The 17,087-nt window shown below is 72.0% G+C and carries 16 protein-coding genes; 5 read left to right on the forward strand and 11 right to left on the reverse strand.

Annotation, left to right across the window (positions count from 1 at the left end):
• Positions 1–54: 54 nt before the first annotated feature.
• Positions 55–855 carry an SDR family oxidoreductase gene (locus L0984_RS26995; RefSeq protein WP_234197486.1) on the reverse strand — a complete coding sequence of 267 codons (801 nt, stop codon included), beginning with the start codon at positions 853–855 and terminating at the stop codon, positions 55–57.
• A 103-nt stretch (positions 856–958) separates the two neighbouring features.
• Entirely contained in the window at positions 959–1,750 is a 792-nt protein-coding gene (locus tag L0984_RS27000) for a YecA/YgfB family protein (RefSeq protein WP_234197487.1), read from the reverse strand.
• Between the two features lie 105 nt (positions 1,751–1,855).
• Here L0984_RS27000 and L0984_RS27005 point away from each other — a divergent pair, with 105 nt between their 5' ends.
• The 3 genes from L0984_RS27005 (at position 1,856) to L0984_RS27015 (ending at position 4,202) form a co-directional block, all read left to right on the forward strand.
• Positions 1,856–2,737 (forward strand): hypothetical protein, encoded by an 882-nt coding sequence (locus L0984_RS27005; protein ID WP_234197488.1) that lies wholly within the window; start codon positions 1,856–1,858, stop codon positions 2,735–2,737.
• On the forward strand, positions 2,734–3,321 hold the full coding sequence (locus L0984_RS27010) for a nucleotidyltransferase family protein (protein ID WP_234197489.1): 588 nt from the start codon (positions 2,734–2,736) through the stop codon (positions 3,319–3,321). Before L0984_RS27005 ends, L0984_RS27010 begins: the two co-directional genes overlap by 4 nt.
• A gap of 125 nt (positions 3,322–3,446) precedes the next feature.
• Positions 3,447–4,202 carry a TetR/AcrR family transcriptional regulator gene (locus tag L0984_RS27015; protein WP_234197491.1) on the forward strand — a complete coding sequence of 252 codons (756 nt, stop codon included), beginning with the start codon at positions 3,447–3,449 and terminating at the stop codon, positions 4,200–4,202.
• A gap of 206 nt (positions 4,203–4,408) precedes the next feature.
• Here L0984_RS27015 and L0984_RS27020 read toward each other — a convergent pair whose 3' ends face one another.
• The 5 genes from L0984_RS27020 to L0984_RS27040 all read right to left on the reverse strand — a co-directional run bounded on the left by L0984_RS27020 (position 4,409) and on the right by L0984_RS27040 (position 11,266).
• Positions 4,409–5,614 carry an ABC transporter substrate-binding protein gene (locus L0984_RS27020; protein ID WP_234197492.1) on the reverse strand — a complete coding sequence of 402 codons (1,206 nt, stop codon included), beginning with the start codon at positions 5,612–5,614 and terminating at the stop codon, positions 4,409–4,411.
• Positions 5,615–5,702: 88 nt separating this feature from the next.
• On the reverse strand, positions 5,703–6,731 hold the full coding sequence (locus L0984_RS27025) for an aromatic ring-hydroxylating dioxygenase subunit alpha (RefSeq protein ID WP_234197493.1): 1,029 nt from the start codon (positions 6,729–6,731) through the stop codon (positions 5,703–5,705).
• 346 nt (positions 6,732–7,077) lie between these two features.
• Positions 7,078–7,641 carry a Crp/Fnr family transcriptional regulator gene (locus L0984_RS27030; RefSeq protein ID WP_114802017.1) on the reverse strand — a complete coding sequence of 188 codons (564 nt, stop codon included), beginning with the start codon at positions 7,639–7,641 and terminating at the stop codon, positions 7,078–7,080.
• Positions 7,629–8,351 (reverse strand): ligase-associated DNA damage response endonuclease PdeM, encoded by a 723-nt coding sequence (pdeM, locus tag L0984_RS27035; protein ID WP_234197495.1) that lies wholly within the window; start codon positions 8,349–8,351, stop codon positions 7,629–7,631. Before pdeM ends, L0984_RS27030 begins: the two co-directional genes overlap by 13 nt.
• Before the next feature lie 197 nt (positions 8,352–8,548).
• Positions 8,549–11,266 carry a ligase-associated DNA damage response DEXH box helicase gene (locus L0984_RS27040; protein ID WP_234197497.1) on the reverse strand — a complete coding sequence of 906 codons (2,718 nt, stop codon included), beginning with the start codon at positions 11,264–11,266 and terminating at the stop codon, positions 8,549–8,551.
• A 246-nt stretch (positions 11,267–11,512) separates the two neighbouring features.
• Here L0984_RS27040 and L0984_RS27045 point away from each other — a divergent pair, with 246 nt between their 5' ends.
• Positions 11,513–12,484: a Bug family tripartite tricarboxylate transporter substrate binding protein gene (locus L0984_RS27045; RefSeq protein WP_234197498.1), complete on the forward strand. Its 972-nt coding sequence runs from the start codon at positions 11,513–11,515 to the stop codon at positions 12,482–12,484.
• A 100-nt stretch (positions 12,485–12,584) separates the two neighbouring features.
• Complete coding sequence (locus L0984_RS27050) at positions 12,585–13,373, forward strand: GntR family transcriptional regulator (RefSeq protein ID WP_234197499.1); 789 nt, start codon at positions 12,585–12,587, stop codon at positions 13,371–13,373.
• Positions 13,374–13,385: 12 nt separating this feature from the next.
• Here L0984_RS27050 and L0984_RS27055 read toward each other — a convergent pair whose 3' ends face one another.
• The 4 genes from L0984_RS27055 to L0984_RS27070 are packed head-to-tail and all read right to left on the reverse strand — an operon-like array spanning position 13,386 to position 16,957.
• Entirely contained in the window at positions 13,386–13,670 is a 285-nt protein-coding gene (locus L0984_RS27055) for a BrnA antitoxin family protein (RefSeq protein ID WP_234197500.1), read from the reverse strand.
• Positions 13,651–13,923 carry a BrnT family toxin gene (locus L0984_RS27060; protein WP_076511184.1) on the reverse strand — a complete coding sequence of 91 codons (273 nt, stop codon included), beginning with the start codon at positions 13,921–13,923 and terminating at the stop codon, positions 13,651–13,653. The genes L0984_RS27055 and L0984_RS27060 overlap by 20 nt, the downstream gene beginning before the upstream one ends.
• Positions 13,924–13,976: 53 nt before the next feature.
• Positions 13,977–15,761: an ATP-dependent DNA ligase gene (locus tag L0984_RS27065; RefSeq protein ID WP_234197501.1), complete on the reverse strand. Its 1,785-nt coding sequence runs from the start codon at positions 15,759–15,761 to the stop codon at positions 13,977–13,979.
• Positions 15,758–16,957: a ligase-associated DNA damage response exonuclease gene (locus L0984_RS27070; RefSeq protein WP_234197502.1), complete on the reverse strand. Its 1,200-nt coding sequence runs from the start codon at positions 16,955–16,957 to the stop codon at positions 15,758–15,760. The genes L0984_RS27065 and L0984_RS27070 overlap by 4 nt, the downstream gene beginning before the upstream one ends.
• Positions 16,958–17,087: the final 130 nt, after the last annotated feature.

Raw genomic sequence — 17,087 nt, forward strand, 5'->3', positions numbered from 1 at the left:
GGCTTGCAGGGCACGGCCTGTAGGAGGAAGAAGCCGCCGGCCGCCGTGCGGCGCCTACACCACCATGGGCGTGACCGCGCCATCCATCGCCAGCACGGCACCGGTGACGTAGCTGGCGCGCGCCGAGGCCAGAAAGAGTACGGCGTCCGCCACCTCGCGCGCCTCGGCGATGCGGCCCAGCGGCAACTTGGCGGTCGACTGGGCCAGCGCCTCCTCGGGCGTGATGCCCTGCTGCGCCGCCTGCGCGGCCAGGCCCTCATGCAGCCGCTCGGTGGCCGTGAGGCCGGGGTTGACCACGTTCACCCGCACGCCCTTGCCGGCATAGGCATTGGCCAGGCCCACGCTGGCGAGCATCAGCGCCGCATTGGCCGCGCCGCCGGCCAGGTGGATGGGGCTGGCCACCTTGCCGCCCGCGCCCACCACGTTGACGATGGCGCCGTGGCCGCGCGCCGCCATGCGCTTGATGAGCGGGTCCATCATGTGGATATAGGTGAAGTACTTGGCCTGCATGGCCGCCTGCCAGCGCGCGGCGTCCAGTTCGTCGGCGGGCGTGCGGCGGGCTGCGCCGGCCGAGTTGACCAGCACGTCCACCGGCCCGTGCGACTGCTCGATGCGCTCCAGCACCGCGATGGCGGCCTGCGGGTCGCTCAGGTCGGCCGCGAAGGTGGCGACCATGCGGGCCGCGTCGGCCCGGGCGTCGGCCAGCGCAAGCGCCGCATCGACCAGCCCCGCCTCGTGGCGGGCCACCAGGCTGACGCGGGCGCCCTCCTGCAGAAAGCCCCGGGCGCAGGCCAGGCCGATGCCCTTGCTGCCCCCCGTGATCAAGACATGTTTGCCGGCAAGTTCGAGGTCCATGGCCGCATCCTGCGCCTCGGGCGCGGGCTGTCAAACGACGGCTGTCAATGTCCCTGCCGCTTGCTGCGGTGTCACGCGGCTGTCAGGCCTTCGCCCTGCGGGTTCAGGCCCCGTGGCACTTCTTGTACTTCTTGCCGCTGCCGCAGGGACAGGGGTCGTTGCGGCCGGGCTCGTCGGCGCGGCGCACGGCCTGCACCCGCGGGCCCAGGCTGCGCCACAGCTGGCGCAGGTCGTACACGGCCCAGATGGCTTCGCCGAAGTCGTCCAGCCGCTGCTGGCTGACGGTGGGCGGGCCGTCTTCGGCGTACATCGACAGCGCGGGCGGGTGGGTGTCGTCCTGGGCCAGGGTCTCGATGCAGTCCAGGCCGTCGGCGAGCATCTCGGCCACTTCCTTGTCGCGCGGCGCTGCCCAGTCCTCGGACCAGTGCTCCACCGCGGCCAGGAAACCCAGGGCCCAGACCTGGGCGAAGGAAGGCAGCTCGCCCTCGGGCGCTTCGGCGCGCTCCTCGGGCGGCAGGGCGGCGATGGCGCCGCGCAGATCCAGACACTCGGGCTGGAAGCAGCGATCGTCGTCCAGCGACTGCACATCGGCCGCGTCGAGGGCCGTCTGCATCTCGTGCCAGCGGCGCTTCCAGCGCCAGACGAACTCCATGTGCTGGGCGGGCGAGAAGCCGGGGCCGAAGAGCGCGGGCCAGTATTCGCTGGGCTCGACCACGCGGCGGGTGCAGACCAGCGCGGCCATGAAGCCGTCACAGAACTCCCACTGGGGGACGTCCTCGTCGTGCTCGCGCATCGCGTCGAGCGCGTCGTCCAGGGCGTCGAAATCTTCGGGCGTCAGGGGCGGCAGGGCGGCAGCGGTGCCGACTTCGGCCGGCGGGGAGGTGTCGGAAGTCATGGGAAAAGGGTGTCCGGGAATGCCCCCTATGATGCAGCACACCGGGCCGCCCGCCGGCGAGCGCCCCTGGCGGCCCTGCGGCCGGCCCGGCCGATTTCCGTTTTCATGGCAGCGCTCCGCCCCTCTTTCCGACGTTCCTCGTCCTCCTCCCCCCGCCGCGACGACGCCGCCGGCGGCGAGGCCCCGCCCCGGCGCGACCCGCATGCCTTCCTGCGCGAGATGCTGCCGAAGCAGGCGCGCAGCGTGGCCGACCACCGGCTGGACGACCGGCGCGTCTGGCTCAAGAAGGCCGGCCCGCGCCATGGCCCGCTGCGCTACCGGCTGCTGTCGCTGATCGCCCGCACGCTGCGGCTGGAGGTGCTGACGCCCGTGCCCAACCCGGGCGGCGCGGCGGCCATCGCCATCGAAGCCGCGCGCCTGCGCAGCCTGGCCGCCAGCGGCCTGCGCGTGCCGCAGGTGCTGGCCGAGCAGCCCGAGGGCCTGTTGATCAGCGACCTGGCCGGCAGCGGCCGCAGTGCCGCCATGCTGATGGAACGCCTGGAGCAGGCCGCCACCCAGGGCCCGGCCGTGCTGCTGGCCGCCTGGGCGCAGGGCCTGGAGGCCATCGCCCGGGTGCATGCCCGCGGCCAGTACCTGAGCCAGGCCTTTGCCCGCAACATGGTGCTGTGCCCCGACGGCGAGATCGGCTTCATCGACTTCGAGGACGACCCCGGCGCCACGCTGCCCACCGACCAGTGCCAGGCCCGCGACTGGCTGAGCTACCTGCATTCCACCGGCGCGCTGATCCTCGCCGCCGGCCCGCAGGCTGCCGCAGCGCACTGGCAGGCGGCCATGGCCGCGGCCGAGCCCGGCGTGCGCGAGCGCGTGGCCGAGGCGGCCCGCCGCATGCGCTGGCTGCGCCACCTGCCCCAAGGCCGCCGCTGGGGCCGCGACACGCAGCGCGTGCGCGCCGCGGCGGTGCTGCTGGGGCGCTGGCACGCCGCATGAAGGAGAGGCCCGCGACGGACGCGGCCTTGGAAGCGCGCTTCCTCGCCGACGTGCTGCGCAATCCGCACAACGCCTGCATCCTGGCCCGCTGGGACGCGCTGGCGCTGCCCGACGGCTGGCTGGTGGCCGGTTGCCTGTTCCAGACCGTCTGGAACCAGCAGTCGGGGCGCCCGCCGGCGGCGGACATCAAGGATTACGACCTCTTCTACTTCGACCCCGCCGATCTCTCCGAAGCCGGAGAGCAGGCCGTGCAGCAACGCGTGGACGCCCTGTTCGCCGACCAGGGCATCACGCTGGAGGCCTGCAACCAGGCCCGCGTGCATCTCTGGTACGAAGCGCATTTCGGCGAGCCCTGTCCGCGCCTGCACAGCAGCCGCGACGGCATCGACCGCTTCCTGATTCCCGCGACCTGCGTGGGCATTGCGCCCGGCCGGCTGTATGCGCCTTACGGGCTGGAAGGCCTGTACGCGGGCACGCTGGCGATGAACCCGCGGGTGCCTCACGCCGCGCTGTATGAGCGCAAGGCTGCCTCGTACCGCGCCAGGTGGCCGTGGCTGCAGGTGGCGCCTGCGTCCTTGTCGTGAGCGGGCCGTCCTCGGCCACGCCCCAGCGGCGCAGGACCGCCGCAGTCCAAGCGGGCGCAACGGGCCGGCCCGTCGGCCTGCGCGAGAATCCGCCTCTTTCCCGTCTCCCGACACCGCCCGGCGCCGTGCCTGCCAAGAACACCCTCCCGCCCGCCAAGAAGACGCGCCGGACTTCCGCTGCCGCCGCGCCGGCCGATGCGGCGGCAGCGCCGCCACCCGCGGCGCCGCTGCCCGCCCCGGCCCCCGGCGGCCCGACGCGGCGCACGCGCCCGCGCGAGCCCGAAGAACAGATCGAGCACCGCATCCTGGCCGCCGCCATTGCCGAGTTCGCGGAGCATGGCTTTGCCGGCGCGCGCATCGAGCGCATCAGCAAGCAGGCCGGCACGGTGGACCGCATGCTTTACTACTACTACGGCAACAAGGAGCGGCTCTACCAGGCGGTGCTGGAGAAGCTCTATGCCGAGATGATCGGCGCGCAGCGCGACTTCGTGCTGCCGCCCGACCCGGTGGCGGGCATGCGCCAGCTGATCGAGCATGCCTGGGACCACTACGTGGCCAACCCCGACCTGGTGCGGGTGATCATGAACGAGAACCTGCTGCGCGGCCGGCACATCCGCCAGTCGCAGCAGGTGGGCCGCACGTCCTTCCCGCTGGTGGAGACGGTGGCCGAGATCCTGTCGGCCGGCCAGGCCCAGGGCGTGTTCCGCCGCGACGTGAAGGCCGAGCATGTGCTCATGAGCATCATGTCGCTCGGCTTCTTCTACATCTCCAACCAGTACACCTGCTCGGCCTGGATGGGCGTGGATTTGATGAGCCGCCCGCGCCGCAGCGGCTGGCGGGCGCACATCTGCGAGGTCGTTCTGCGCAGTATCCAGGCGTGAACACCCCCCATGCCGCTTCGCGGCTCCCCCCTCTCTGTCGCCTTCGGCTCGGGAGGGAGGCGCACCCCGAGGCCTGGCAAAGCCAGTTCCTCGGGTGCCCGCGCATGGCCTGCTCCGCGGCCATTTGATCGTTACCGCTGCGCCGGTTTCATGCGGCGCGGGTGGCGCACTGCGCGATGCACAACTGAGTTGGCATGGGACGCTCCTCAGTTCCGCAGCTTTCTGATCACATCATCCGGCGGTGCCAGCTTGCTGCCGTCGATGTACGTTCCCGCGGGCATCACGCCCTTGCCGTCCTTCACCGTCGTGCGGCCCACGTAGATGCCCATGGTGGACTGGTTGTCCTGCGGGCGGAAGGTGGCCGGCCCGAAGGGCGTGGAGAAGTTCAGGCCCTTGAAGGCGGCGATGAGCTTCTCGGTGTCGGTGCCGCCGGCCTTCTGGATGCCGGCCGCCAGGGCCTTCACCGTGGCATAGCCCACCACCGCATTCAGGCGCGGATAGTCGCCGTACTTCTTCTGGTAGGCCGCGTAGAAGGCGCGGTGCTCGGGCGTGTCGATGGCGGTGTACGGATAGCCGGTGACGATCCAGCCTTCGGGTGCATCGTCCTTGAGCGGGTCCAGGTACTCGGGCTCGCCGGTCAGCAGGCTCACCACCTCGCGGCCCTGGAACAGGCCGCGGGTCTTGCCCTCGCGCGCCAGCTTGGTGAGGTCGCTGCCGAACATCACGTTGAAGATGGCATCGGGCTTCGCGTCGGCGATGGCCTGCACCACGGCGCCGGCGTCGATCTTGCCCAGCGGCGGCGCCTGCTCGGCCACGAACTCCACGTCGGGCTGCAGCTTCTTGAGCTGCTCCTTGAAGGCAGCCGTCGCGGCCTGGCCATACTCGTAGTTGGGATAGATGAGCGCCCAGCGCTTCTTGCCGAGCTTGGCGGCCTCGGCCACCACCGACGTGGCGAGGGCATAGGTGCCGGAGCGCAGCCGGTAGGTGTAGCGGTTGCCGTTCTCCCACACCACCTTGTCGCTCAAGGGGCCGGAGGCGAGGAAGAACATCTTCTTCTGCCGCGCAAAGTCGGCCAGCGCCACGCCGACGTGCGACAGCGTGACGCCGGAGAGGATGTCGATCTTCTCGCGGGCGATCAGCTCCTCGGCCATGCGCACGGCATCGCCGGGGTTGGCGTGGTCGTCGCGGAACAGCGTCTCCAGCTTGCGGCCGCCGAGCACGCCGCCGGCGGCGTTGATCTCTTCCTGCGCCAGCAGCCAGCCGTTGCGGTAGGGCACCAGGTTCTGCGGCAGGGCCTTGTAACTGTTGATCTCGCCGATGCGGATCGGCTCCTGCGCGGCGGCGGGCAGCGCGGTGGCAACGACGGCCAGCAGGCCGACGGTCAGGGCATGGCGCCAGGGCTTGGGGATCATCGCGGGTCCTCGTGGGTGGGTGGTGGACGGAGACGGAAGAACGGAAAGCGGGCGCGGCACCCGGCGATGCCGCGGAGGTTGGTCGCGCTCAGGCCGATTCGGCCTCGACCATTTCCTGCACGATGCGGCGCATCTTGATGGCCGAGGCATCCAGGCCGAGTTGCACGCGTTGCCAGGCGCGCGGCTTGTCCTCGTTGCGCTGGATCGCTTCGAGCACGGCCTTGTCCTCGTTGAAGGCCACGCGCAGGCCGGCGCGCAGGCGCTCGTCGGTGGCGGCGTCGGCGGGCGAGTTCTTCAGCAGCAGCCAGTGCTGCACGCAGCTGCGCGCGTCCACCGGCGTGATGAAGTGGCAGGCGAACATCTGGATGCAGTCACCGCGCACGCCCTCGGGTGCGCCGGTGCCGGTGGCGGCGGAGCCGAAGTCGATGACGGCGATGCTGGGCGCGTGGTAGTGGTAGTAGTGCCAGCGGTCCACGTTGCCGCCGAAGTCCTTCAGGCCCTGGAAGATGGGGATGAGCGGCCCGTCGATGACCCAGCGCCAGGTGACCACCTTGCGGCCCTCGCGCTGGTGCTGCACGCGCGTCTCTTCACGGCCGGTGCTGCCCAGCGTGGTGGGATGCACGTAGACCACATGCGTAGGGTCGCACAGGTTGTCGGCCAGGCTCAGGTAGTTGGCGGCCACGGGCAGTGCGTCGCCCTCGATCACGCTGTAGGCCGGGTCGTCGTACTCGGGCAGATGGAAGACCTGCGTGGCATCGGCCAGGGCCGCGTCGCCCATCCACACCCAGACCATGCCCATGGACGTGGCGGTGGGATAGCTGCGCACCTGCGCATTGGCCGGCGCACGCTGCATGCCGGGCGCCTGCGTGCAGCGGCCGCTGCAGTCGAAGGCCAGGCCGTGGTAGCCGCATTCCACCGAATCGCCGCGCAACCGGCCCAGCGACAGCGGCGCGAGGCGGTGCGGGCAGGCGTCGTCCAGCGCGGCCACCTCGCCGGTGCTGGTGCGGAAGACCACCAGGTCTTCGCCCAGGACGCGCCGCTTGGCCAGCGACTGGCCGATGTCGCGGGCCCAGCCGAGCGGGTACCAGGCGTTGCGGGGATAGGGCGTGCTGCTCATCGTGCGTCGACTCCGTGGGATGTTTGACCCACGTCAGCATACGGCGTGCCAGCCCTGGAGTAAGTGTTTTCTTCACTTAATGGAGTATTCACTCCATTTTGATTGCACCATGGGCGGGAACGGTGCGTCGGGTGCACTGCCGCAGGGCATGGCGAGAAGCGTCGGGGCCGCTTGCGATGAAAGTCAGTCAGACTGTTTGCCCCGGCGTGGGGCGGCGGGCTTCGACAGGCTCAGCCTGAACGGTCGTGGGTGAACGGCCCGCATGGGGATGCGCCCTTGGCTGGGGAATCGTCCGGTCATGACGCCACGCCACGCCACGCGCCGGCCCGCCGGCCCGCCGGAAGTCTCAGCCGGCCTTGCGCGCCTGCGCCGCCAGCAGGCGCTTGTTCACGGCGTGCACCGCGCCCAGCTCGGCCTGCATGGCGCGGCTGATCTGCGACAGGGTGCGCAGGCGGCGGTTGCTCTCGCGCAGGCGCTCGGCCAGCGCGCGAGAGATGGAGAGCATCAGCCGCGCGGCCACGGCGGGCTGCACTTCCACCAGGCCCCGCAGCGCGCGGCGGGTGAGCACCGCCAGCTTGAGGTCGGTGAGGGCCGTGCAGGTGGCCGAGCGCGGCGAGCCGTCGATCAGGCCCATCTCGCCGAAGAGCTGGCCGGCGTCGATGACCGAGATCACCACCTCGTCGCCATCGCCCACGCCCGAGCCTTCGGCCCGGACCTGGCCTTCGAGCACCAGCGCCATGTAGTCGACGTCGTCGGTCTGCCCCTCGGTCATGATGACCGTGCCGGCCTTGACGGCCATGGGGCGCATGGCGTCGACGATGATCCGCGCGTCGTGGATGTCCAGCTCGGCCACGATGGACGAGCGGGTGAGCATCAGCGCCGCTTCCTCGCGCAGGTTCACCGAGGCCATGGCGCCCCTTCGTCGCGGTCGCCGGCCGCGGGCGGCAACAGCCACACGCGCCCGCCACCCACCGCATGCAGCCGGCGCTGAGGCATCCGCGGCAGCAGCAGGCCGCCGGTGAATTCGCCGAAGGCCGGCAGGATGGCCAGGCCCGGCTCGCTGACGAAGCAGGGCAGGCGCAGGCTGTCGCGGCCCGCGCCCTGCAGCGCGCAGGCCGGATGCAGGTGGCCCGCCAGCACGAAGCGGCCCGGCTGGGTCTGCGGATGGTGGCAGCAGGCGAAGGGACCGAGCGCAAAGGGTTCGTCGGCCAGCGCGATGCGCAGTTCGGCCGGCGGATCGCCGGCCCGGTCGTCGTGGTTGCCGCGCACCAGCGTCATGCCCAGCTGGGGATGACGCGCACGCCAGGCGGCCAGCGCCTGCAGCACCTGCGGCGTGCGGGCCTGCGGCGCGTGCAGGAAGTCCCCCAGGAAGACCACCTCGCGCGCACCCTGCCGATGGATCAGCGCGTCGAGCCGCGCCAGGTTCTCGTGCGTGGTGCCGCCGGGCACCGGCTGGCCCAGTGCCCGGAAGGTGGCGGCCTTGCCGATGTGCAGGTCGGCGATGAACAGGGTCCGGGCCGCCGGCCACCACAGGGCGCGCTCGGGCAGCAGGTGGAGGCGCTCGCCGGCCCAGAGCACTTCATGGGCGGCAGGGGCGTCGGAGACGGGCAGGAAGGACATGGGGGAGGCGGGAGGAGGCAGGAGTTTACGTTTGGCAACCATCCGGAAAGCTGAACGGTCACGAAGTCCTGACCGACTGGCCGGCTTGATGCCCTGGGGCATGGCAGGCGCGCCGCGTGCCCGGCCTGCTCGCCGTCGGCGAGGCGGTGCCCCGCTGCGGCCCGCCCGCCCCGCCCCAGGGCGCAGCGCGCACCGCACTACAGCGGCGGCAGCGGCTTCGACGGCTTGCGCGGCCGGCGGGCGCGACGCGGCGTCGGGGCCGCGTCCTCGCTGCCCTTCACCGGCTTGTCCGGCGGCTGCTCCTGCCCGAAGGCCAGGGTGCGCCGCACGTCCTGCGCGTCGCCCACGGGAATGTCGCCGCCGGCGGCCTCTTCCAGCTGCGCCACCATGCGAGCGATGCGGTCGGCCACGCTCTCGTTGCTGAGCTTCTCGCGGAAGCGCTCCACCATCAGCGGAAAGGCGAAGGGCGTAGGCCGCTTGGGCTGCACCAGCTCCAGCCGCTGGCCGGCCATGCGCACCAGGCTTTCGCGCAGGCGGGCGATGTCGAGCTCCTGCGCCAGCAGCTCGGTCTCGGCCTGGGCCAATAGGCGGTTGGCCGGGTCGTACTTGCGCAGCACCTCCCAGAACAGCGAGGACGAGGCCTGCAGCTGCCGGCTGCTGCGCTTTTCGCCCGGGTAGCCCTGGAAGATCAGGCCCGACACCCGCGCGATCTCGCGGAAGCGCCGCTGCGCCAGTTCGCTGGCATTGAGGCTGGCCAGTACCTCGTGCAGCAGCGCGCCCTCGTCGTCGTGCGCGGCCAGGGCCTCCTGCGCGGACGCGTCGTGGCCGGCACGCAGCACCTCGGGCAGCAGCTGCGGCCAGTCGACCTCGGTGGCGCACAGCAGCTCGAAGCCGTAGTCGTTGACCGCGATGGAGAAGGTGCGCGGCGCATGCTGCGCCACCCGCCAGGCCAGCAGGCTGGCCAGCCCCAGGTGCACATGCCGGCCGGCGAAGGGGTAGAGGAAGAGGTGCCAGCCCTCGCGCGTGCGCAGCGCCTCCGCCACCAGCGTCTCGGGCGTGGGCAGGCGCGACCAGGCCTGCTGGATCTCCAGCAGCGGGCGCACGGCCTGCAGCTCGGGCGAGTCGTAGCGGCCCTCGGCGGCCAGCGCCAGCTGCTGCACCGTGGCATCGGCCAGCGTGGTCGACAGCGGCATGCGCCCGCCGTTCCAGCGCGGCACGGCCGGGCGCTGGCCGCTGGCGCGGCGCACCCAGGCGGTCATCTCGCGGATGCGCACCAGCTCCAGCATGCGGCCGCCGAAGAGGAAGCAGTCGCCCGGCTTCATGCGGGCGACGAAGCTTTCTTCCACCGTGCCGATGCGCGCGCCGCCGACGAACTGCACGCTCATGCTGGCGTCGCTGACGATGGTGCCGATGTTGCTGCGGTGCCGCCGGGCCAGCCGCGCGTCGGGCACGCGCCACACGCCTTCGGCATCGGGCACCACGCGGTGGTAGTCGGGGTAGGCGGCCAGCGACGCGCCGCCCTGGCGCACGAAGTCCAGGCACCACTGCCAGCTGGCTGGCGACAGGTGCGCATAGGCGGCCGTGCGCCGCACCTCGTCGTAGAGCGCCTCGGGCGTGAAGCCGCCGCCCAGCGCCACCGTCACCAGGTGCTGCACCAGCACGTCCAGCGGCTCGCGCGGCGTGTGGCGCGACTCGATGTGGCCGGCCGCGATGGCGTCGCGCGCGGCGGCGCCCTCGACCAGCTCCAGGCTGTGGGTGGGCACGATGCTCACGCGAGAGGGCCGGCCCGGCGCATGGCCCGAGCGGCCGGCGCGCTGCAGCAGCCGCGCCACACCCTTGGGCGAGCCGATCTGCAGCACGCGCTCCACCGGCAGAAAGTCCACGCCCAGATCCAGACTGGAGGTGCAGACCACCGCCTTGAGCTGACCACTCTTGAGGCCCAGTTCCACCCACTCGCGCACTGCGCGGTCGAGCGAGCCGTGGTGCAGCGCGATCAGCCCCGCCCAGTCGGGCCGGGCCTCCAGCAGGGCCTGGTACCAGATCTCGGACTGCGAGCGGGTGTTGGTGAAGACCAGCGTGCTCGGGCTGACGTCGATCTCCTGCACCACCTGCGGCAGCATGGCCAGGCCCAGGTGGCCGCCCCAGGGAAAGCGGTCGGTGCGGCCGGGCAGCAGGGTGTCGACCACCAGCGTCTTGGGCACCTGCCCCTGCACCAGCACCCCGGCCTCCCCCGGCCGCAGCAGCGCGCCCATGGCCTCGTGCAGGTTGCCCAGCGTGGCCGACATGGCCCAGGCCATCAGCCCGGCGTTCCAGCCGCGCAGGCGGGCCAGCGCCAGCTGCACCTGCACGCCGCGCTTGTTGCCCAGCAGCTCGTGCCATTCGTCCACCACCACCAGGCGCAGGTGGCGCAGGCGCTCCTGCGCATCGGCCCGGGCCAGCATCAGCGACAGGCTCTCGGGCGTGGTGACCAGCACCGTGGGCAGGCGCTGGTTCTGCGCACTGCGCTCGGACGACGAGGTGTCGCCGCTGCGCGCGGCGGCCGCCCAGTGGGGCGCGACCACGGCCAGCGTTTCGGACAGGGCGCGCAGCGAGTCGGCAGCCAGCGCCCGCATCGGGGTGATCCACAGCACCGTGAGCGGGGGTGGCGCGGATGGCTTGCCGCCGCTTTCCGCGGCGGGCGGCTCGCCGGCCAGCGCCTGCAGCGCGCCCAGCCACACCGCATAGGTCTTGCCCGCGCCGGTGGTCGCATGGAGCAGGCCGGAACGGCCGGCCGCGATGGCGGTCCACACCTCGCGCTGGAAGGCGAAGGGCTGCCAGCCGCGGCCGTCGAACCAGCGCTGGACGGCGGCTTCGACGGGCCGCGTGGGCACATCGGTCGAGAGGGCGGCGGGCGATCGGGCAGGCCGGCGAGGCATCGCGCGATTACAGCAAAGGCCGTCACGCCGGGGTGCAGGCCGAGAGGCCGTGATGGAAGCCCGGGGCAAAGCCCATGCGCCTCGGCCTGGACCCGGCGGCGTCCCGGTGCCGGCAGACGACGCCGACGCCGAACGCGGCCCGTCTCTGCGCGGCAGTCAGTGGCTCCATCGATAGGACCAGTTGGTCCCATTGAACGCCCCGGCCCCGCTGCCTAGCATGCCCCCCAATCACAAGGAGACAGCCCGATGACATTCCCGCGCACACGCCGCGCCGCGCTGGCCGCGCTGCTGGCCGCCACCGCCGTCCTGCCCGGCCTTGCGCTCGCGCAGGAAGGCAGGCCCCTCACCGTCATCGTGGGCAGCCCGGCCGGCGGCACCACCGACACCCTGGCCCGCATCATCGGCCGCATGATGAGCGAGAGCCTGGGCCGGCCGGTGGTGGTCGAGAACCGGGCGGGCGCCGGCGGCAACATCGCCGCCGCCTATGTGGCCAAGGCACCGCCGGACGGCAGCGTGCTGCTGATGAGCTTCACCGGCCACACCATCAACGCCACGCTCTACAAGAACCTGGGCTTCGACCCGGTGAAGGACTTCACCCCCATCACCATGGTGGCGCGCGTGCCCAGCGTGCTGATCGCCCGCAAGGGCCTGCCCTTCAGCGACATGGCGGGGCTCATCGCATACGCGAAGAAGAACCCCGGCAAGCTCAACTTCGCCATCGGCGCGCAGGGCTCGTCGCTGCACCTGGCGAGCGAGCAGTTCAAGATGATGACGGGCACCGACATCGTCAACGTGCCCTACAAAGGCACCAACCCGGCACTGGCCGACGTGCTGGCCGGCACGGTGGACCTGATGTTCGCCAGCGCCGTCAACGTGCTGCCGCATGCGAAGGGCGGCGCCATCCAGCTGCTGGGTGTGAGCACGCGCGAGCCGCTGCCGCAGTTCCCGGGCGTGCCGCCCATCGGCCGCACCGTCAAGGGCTTCGAGTCGCAGGCCTGGTTCGGCCTGTTCGGCCCGGCGCGCATGCCGCAGGACGTAACGGACAAGCTCTACGCCGCCGTCAAGGCCGCCATCGATTCGCCGGCCTACCAGGAGCGCATGCAGACCGAGGCGGCCACCGCCGTCCACATGACGCCGCCGCAGTTCGGCCAGTTCGTGGCGCAGGACGTGCAGGACTGGGCGAAGATCATCAAGGCCTCGGGCGCCACCGTCGATTGATCCGTCCGCGCTGGGCCGGCCGGCGGTGCACCGCGGACACGGACGACCGACGCCAGGGTCCGCCTTGCCCGGCGCCAACGGCCCTCCTACATTCGGCCGCATGCCTGCCGCTGCCGAACCCTCCCTCCTGCCGCGCTTCCAGCAGGTGCGGCTGCTGCTGCGCGAGCGCCTGAAATCCGGCCACTACGAACGGGGCCTGCCGCTGCCGGGCGAACGCCAGCTGGCCCGGGAATTCGGCGTCGCCCGCGTGACCGTGCGCACGGCGCTGGCCCGCCTGCAGGAAGAAGGGCTGGTGATGCGCATGCGCGGCAAGGGCACCCTGCCCACCGGCACGGGCGAGCCGCCGCGCCACCTGCCCCTGCGCGCCGGCCTGCTCGACAGCATCGTCAGCCTGGGCGAGCGCACGCGAGTGCAGGTGCTGGACCATGGCGTGGTGGAAGCCCCTTCGCACGCGGCCGAGGCGCTGGGCCTCGCGGCCGGCGCGCCGGTGTTGCGGGTGGTGCGCATCCGCAAGTTCAAGACGCAGCCTTTTCTGTACTCCGAAGTCTTCCTGCCGGCCGACCTGGCCACGGCGGTGCAGCGGCACACGCTGCAGGACATGCCCATGCTGGTGGCGCTGGAGCAGCATGGCGTGCAGGTCGATTCGGCCGAGCAGACCATGGGCGCCGCCCTGGCCGACCTGCAGGTGGCCCAGGCCCTGCGCATGCAGGCCGGCGAGCCGCTGCTGCGCATCGCGCGCGTGGTGTGCGATGCCGCAGGCCGGCCGGTGCAGTACCTCACCGGCCTGTACCACCCCGGCCGCTACGAGTACCACATGCGCCTGTCGCGCGTGGGCGGGCCGACGCGGGTGTGGATCGAGAACAACCGGCCGCAGAACGGGCCGGGCTGAAGGAGCGCGTCGTCAGTGATGGGCGGCACTCAAGGCCAGGGCGTTGCGCAGCAGGCTGTTCACCCGCGTCTGCCAGCCCGGCCCGCTGCGCTTGAGGGCTTCGAGCACGTCGGCATCCACGCGCATGGTAAGCGCCACCTTGGGCTGGGCCAGCCGCGGCCGGCCACGAGCGGGCCGCAAGGCGGCCAGTTGCGCATCGTCCAACGGCAGGTTGTCCGGATCGGCCAGGGCCGCCGCAGTGAGGGCGTCGTCCTCGACGGCCGTCGGGGCTGTGAGTTCAGGGCGCTTCTTGTTCATAACGTCGGAATTCCCGCAGGTTGGCCTTGCGAAGGCTGATCACCCGGCGCACGTCTGCCCGGTCGGTGAACACCACCACCCAGAGCCGGCCGGCCATGGGCGCCAGTGCGACCTGACGCGGCTCGCCATAGTCGCGCCGCAAGTCGGGCGCCACCAGCGCATGGTCCCAGTCGAGATCGCATGCCCTGGCGAGCGAGACACCGTGCTTGGCCTGGTTGAGGGCATCCTTGCCCGTGTCGAAAACCCATTCCACCCTGATTTTTTGTGTTGGCGAAAAATACCGCCTCCAGGGAGGTTATCAGACCATCACGCCGGCAACAAAGCCTGCAGCGTCTGCAGCGTGTCGGCCTCCTCCACCGGCTTATCCTGCCGCCAGCGCAGCATGCGCGGGAAGCGGGTGGCGATGCCGCTCTTGTGGCGGGGGCTGCGGGCGATGCCTTCGAAGCCGAGTTCGAAAACCAGCGTGGGCCGCACGCTGCGCACCGGCCCGAAGCTCTCGATGGTGGTCTTGCGGATGACGGCGTCGACCTTCGCCATCTCGGCGTCGGTGAGGCCCGAGTAGGCCTTGGCGAAGGGCACCAGCTGGCGGCCCTCCTGCTCCGGCGGGCCGTCCCACACGGCGAAGGTGTAGTCGCTGTAGAGGCTGGCGCGGCGGCCGTGGCCGCGCTGGGCGTAGATGAGCACGGCGTCGACCGTGAGCGGGTCGATCTTCCATTTCCACCACAGGCCGACGTCCTTGGTGCGGCCGACGCCGTACTGCGCGTCGCGGCGCTTGAGCATGAAGCCCTCCACGCCCAGGCTGCGCGAGGCCTCGCGCTGGCGCGCCAGGTCGGCCCAGCTGTCGCCGGTGAGCACGGGGCTGGGACGCAGCACGGGGTGGTTCACATCCGCCAATAGCGCATCGAGGCGCGCGCGGCGCTCGTGCTGGGTCAGCGGGCGCAGGTCCTGGCCGGCCTCTTCGAGCAGGTCGTAGGCCAGCAGCACCACGGGCAGTTCACGCAGCAGCTTGGGGCCGAGGGTCTTGCGGCCGATGCGCTTCTGCAGTTCGGCGAAGGGCTGCACGCGGCCAGCCGTGCGGGCGGGTGTGTGGGCGACGCCGGCCGCGGCGGCCCGGGCGGCGCGAGCGCCGGGGGCTGCGCCGGCCGTGGGCGCCTCGGCGTCCGCGTCGTCAACGCGGGCACTGGTTACAGCCTCGGCCGGTGCGTCCCGCCACACCACGATCTCGCCATCCAGCACCGTGCCCTCGGGCAACACGTCGCCCAGCACGGCCAGCTCCGGAAAGCGCTCGCTGACCAGTTCCTCGCCCCGCGACCAGATCCAGGCCTGGCCACCGCGGCAGACGATCTGGGCGCGGATGCCGTCCCACTTCCATTCCACCTGCCAGCCCGAGGGCGGGCCCAGCAGCTCGTCGAAGCGTTCCAACGGCTCGTTGAAGGGATGGGCCAGGAAGAAGGGATAGGGCTGGCCCCCGCTGGCGGGCGCGCCATGGCCCTCGGCGGCCTCGGGCGCGATCAGGGCCGCATAGTCGGCCTCGCCGGGCCGCGCGCCGATGTGGGTGTAGCCCATGAGCCGCTGGGCGACGCGCTTGGGGTCCAGCCCGCCCACGGCCGCAAGGGCCTGCGTGACCTGCAGCTTGGAGACGCCGACGCGGAAGGCGCCCGTGATGAGCTTGAAGTAGACGAGCCGCTCCTCCGGCGCCAGCAGCCGCCATTGGGCGCGCAGCGTATCGGGCAGGCGGTCGGCCGGCGCGCCGCGCAGGGGCAGCAGGTGCTGCTCCACCCAGTCGGCCAGGCCCAGTTCGTGGGTGCCGTCGGAAGGCGGCAGCAGCAGCGCGATGGTCTCGGCCAGGTCGCCCACCGCCTCGTAGCTTTCGACGAACAGCCATTCGGGCAGGCCGGCCGCCTCCTGCGCCAGCAGGCGCAGCAGCTTGACGGGCACCAGCTGGCGCGGCTTGCCGCCGGCGAGGAAGTACACCGCCCAGGCCGCATCGCGCGGCGGCGCGGCGCGCAGGTAGCGCTGCAGGGCGGCCTGCTTGGCCAGGTTGGAGGTGCTGGCGTCCAGCTCGCGGTAGAGGGCGGCGAAGGCTTTCATGGCGCGGCGGGGCCCTGGGCTTGGTCGCCCTGTTCGTCGTGCGTGGCAGGCGCCTCGGCGGCGTCCGGGCCCAGCGCGGCCTGCGGCGAATCGACGGGCGGTGGTGCCTGCGCCGCCGGCTTGTCCGCGGCCTCGGGCGCGTCGGCGATGTCCTCGTCGCCGTACTCGGTGGCGAAGGCCTGCGCATCCAGCCCGTTCTCGCGCAGCCAGCGCACCATCACCGCGACGCTGCCGTGCGTGACCATCACGCGCTCGGCGCCTGTGGCCGCGATGGCGTTGTGCAGCCCCGGCCAGTCGGCGTGGTCGCTCATGACGAAGCCACGGTCCACGCCGCGGCGGCGGCGGGTGCCGCGCAGCAGCATCCAGCCGCTGGCGAAGGCGTCGGACGCATTGGCGCCGAAGCGGCGCATCCACGGCGTACCCTGGGCCGAGGGCGGCGCCACCACCAGGGCACGGCGCAGCATCGCGGCATCGACGCCGGGGTCGGTCACGCGCAGGGTGGGCGGCAAGGGCACGCCCGCGGCGCGGTAGACGGCATTGAGCGGCTCCACCGCGCCATGCACCACGATCGGCCCGATGGAGGCATCGACGCCATGCAGCATGCGCTGGGCCTTGCCGAAGGCATAGCCCAGCAGCACGCTGGCACGGCCCTCCTCGGCATTGCGCCGCCACCAGTCGTCGATCTGCGCGAACAGCTCGGGCTGCGTCGGCCAGCGGTAGATGGGCAGGCCGAAGGTGGATTCGGTGATGAAGCAGTCGCAGCGCACCGGCTCGAAGGGCGTGCAGGTGCCGTCGGGCTCGGTCTTGTAATCGCCGGACGCCACCCAGACCTGGCCGCCATGCTCCAGCCGCACCTGCGCCGAGCCCAGCACATGGCCGGCCGGATGCAGCGAGATGCGCACGCCGTGGTGCTCGATGGCCTGGCCATAGGGCAGGGTCTGCAGTGTGATGTCGGCACCCAGCCGGGCGCGCAGGATGCCCTCGCCCTGCTCATGCGCCAGGTAGTGGTTGTGGCCCCAGCGCGCATGGTCGGAATGGCCGTGCGTGATGACGGCCCGGTCCACCGGGCGCCAGGGGTCGATGTAGAAGTCGCCGGGCGGGCAGTACAGGCCTTCGGGGCGGGCGACGACCAGATCGCCGGGGCGCGACGCGGCGCGCGGTGGCGGGAGCGATTCGGTCTCGGGCGGTGTCTCCATGGGCATGGCCCGCCGATGTTAGGCAGCGGGGCGCGCGGGCGCATGCCGCGGGGGGCGCTTCGCCCTGTGGGCGGGTGCCTACGCCTGCGCCGGGCCTGGGCGATGCAGCGCCCCGGCATGCGGCTCGGCA

The sequence above is a fragment of the Pseudacidovorax sp. NFM-22 genome (assembly GCF_021401245.1).
Classification (GTDB): domain Bacteria; phylum Pseudomonadota; class Gammaproteobacteria; order Burkholderiales; family Burkholderiaceae_C; genus Xenophilus.

What these genes read in the sequence shown, in the direction of transcription:
- L0984_RS26995 (WP_234197486.1), bottom strand. Translation starts at nt 855, where the DNA reads ATGGACCTCGAACTTGCCGGCAAACATGTCTTGATCACGGGGGGCAGC.
- L0984_RS27000 (WP_234197487.1), bottom strand. Translation starts at nt 1,750, where the DNA reads ATGACTTCCGACACCTCCCCGCCGGCCGAAGTCGGCACCGCTGCCGCC.
- L0984_RS27005 (WP_234197488.1), top strand. Translation starts at nt 1,856, where the DNA reads ATGGCAGCGCTCCGCCCCTCTTTCCGACGTTCCTCGTCCTCCTCCCCC.
- L0984_RS27010 (WP_234197489.1), top strand. Translation starts at nt 2,734, where the DNA reads ATGAAGGAGAGGCCCGCGACGGACGCGGCCTTGGAAGCGCGCTTCCTC.
- L0984_RS27020 (WP_234197492.1), bottom strand. Translation starts at nt 5,614, where the DNA reads ATGATCCCCAAGCCCTGGCGCCATGCCCTGACCGTCGGCCTGCTGGCC.
- L0984_RS27025 (WP_234197493.1), bottom strand. Translation starts at nt 6,731, where the DNA reads ATGAGCAGCACGCCCTATCCCCGCAACGCCTGGTACCCGCTCGGCTGG.
- L0984_RS27030 (WP_114802017.1), bottom strand. Translation starts at nt 7,641, where the DNA reads ATGGCCTCGGTGAACCTGCGCGAGGAAGCGGCGCTGATGCTCACCCGC.
- pdeM (WP_234197495.1), bottom strand. Translation starts at nt 8,351, where the DNA reads ATGTCCTTCCTGCCCGTCTCCGACGCCCCTGCCGCCCATGAAGTGCTC.
- L0984_RS27040 (WP_234197497.1), bottom strand. Translation starts at nt 11,266, where the DNA reads ATGCCTCGCCGGCCTGCCCGATCGCCCGCCGCCCTCTCGACCGATGTG.
- L0984_RS27045 (WP_234197498.1), top strand. Translation starts at nt 11,513, where the DNA reads ATGACATTCCCGCGCACACGCCGCGCCGCGCTGGCCGCGCTGCTGGCC.
- L0984_RS27050 (WP_234197499.1), top strand. Translation starts at nt 12,585, where the DNA reads ATGCCTGCCGCTGCCGAACCCTCCCTCCTGCCGCGCTTCCAGCAGGTG.
- L0984_RS27055 (WP_234197500.1), bottom strand. Translation starts at nt 13,670, where the DNA reads ATGAACAAGAAGCGCCCTGAACTCACAGCCCCGACGGCCGTCGAGGAC.
- L0984_RS27065 (WP_234197501.1), bottom strand. Translation starts at nt 15,761, where the DNA reads ATGAAAGCCTTCGCCGCCCTCTACCGCGAGCTGGACGCCAGCACCTCC.
- L0984_RS27070 (WP_234197502.1), bottom strand. Translation starts at nt 16,957, where the DNA reads ATGGAGACACCGCCCGAGACCGAATCGCTCCCGCCACCGCGCGCCGCG.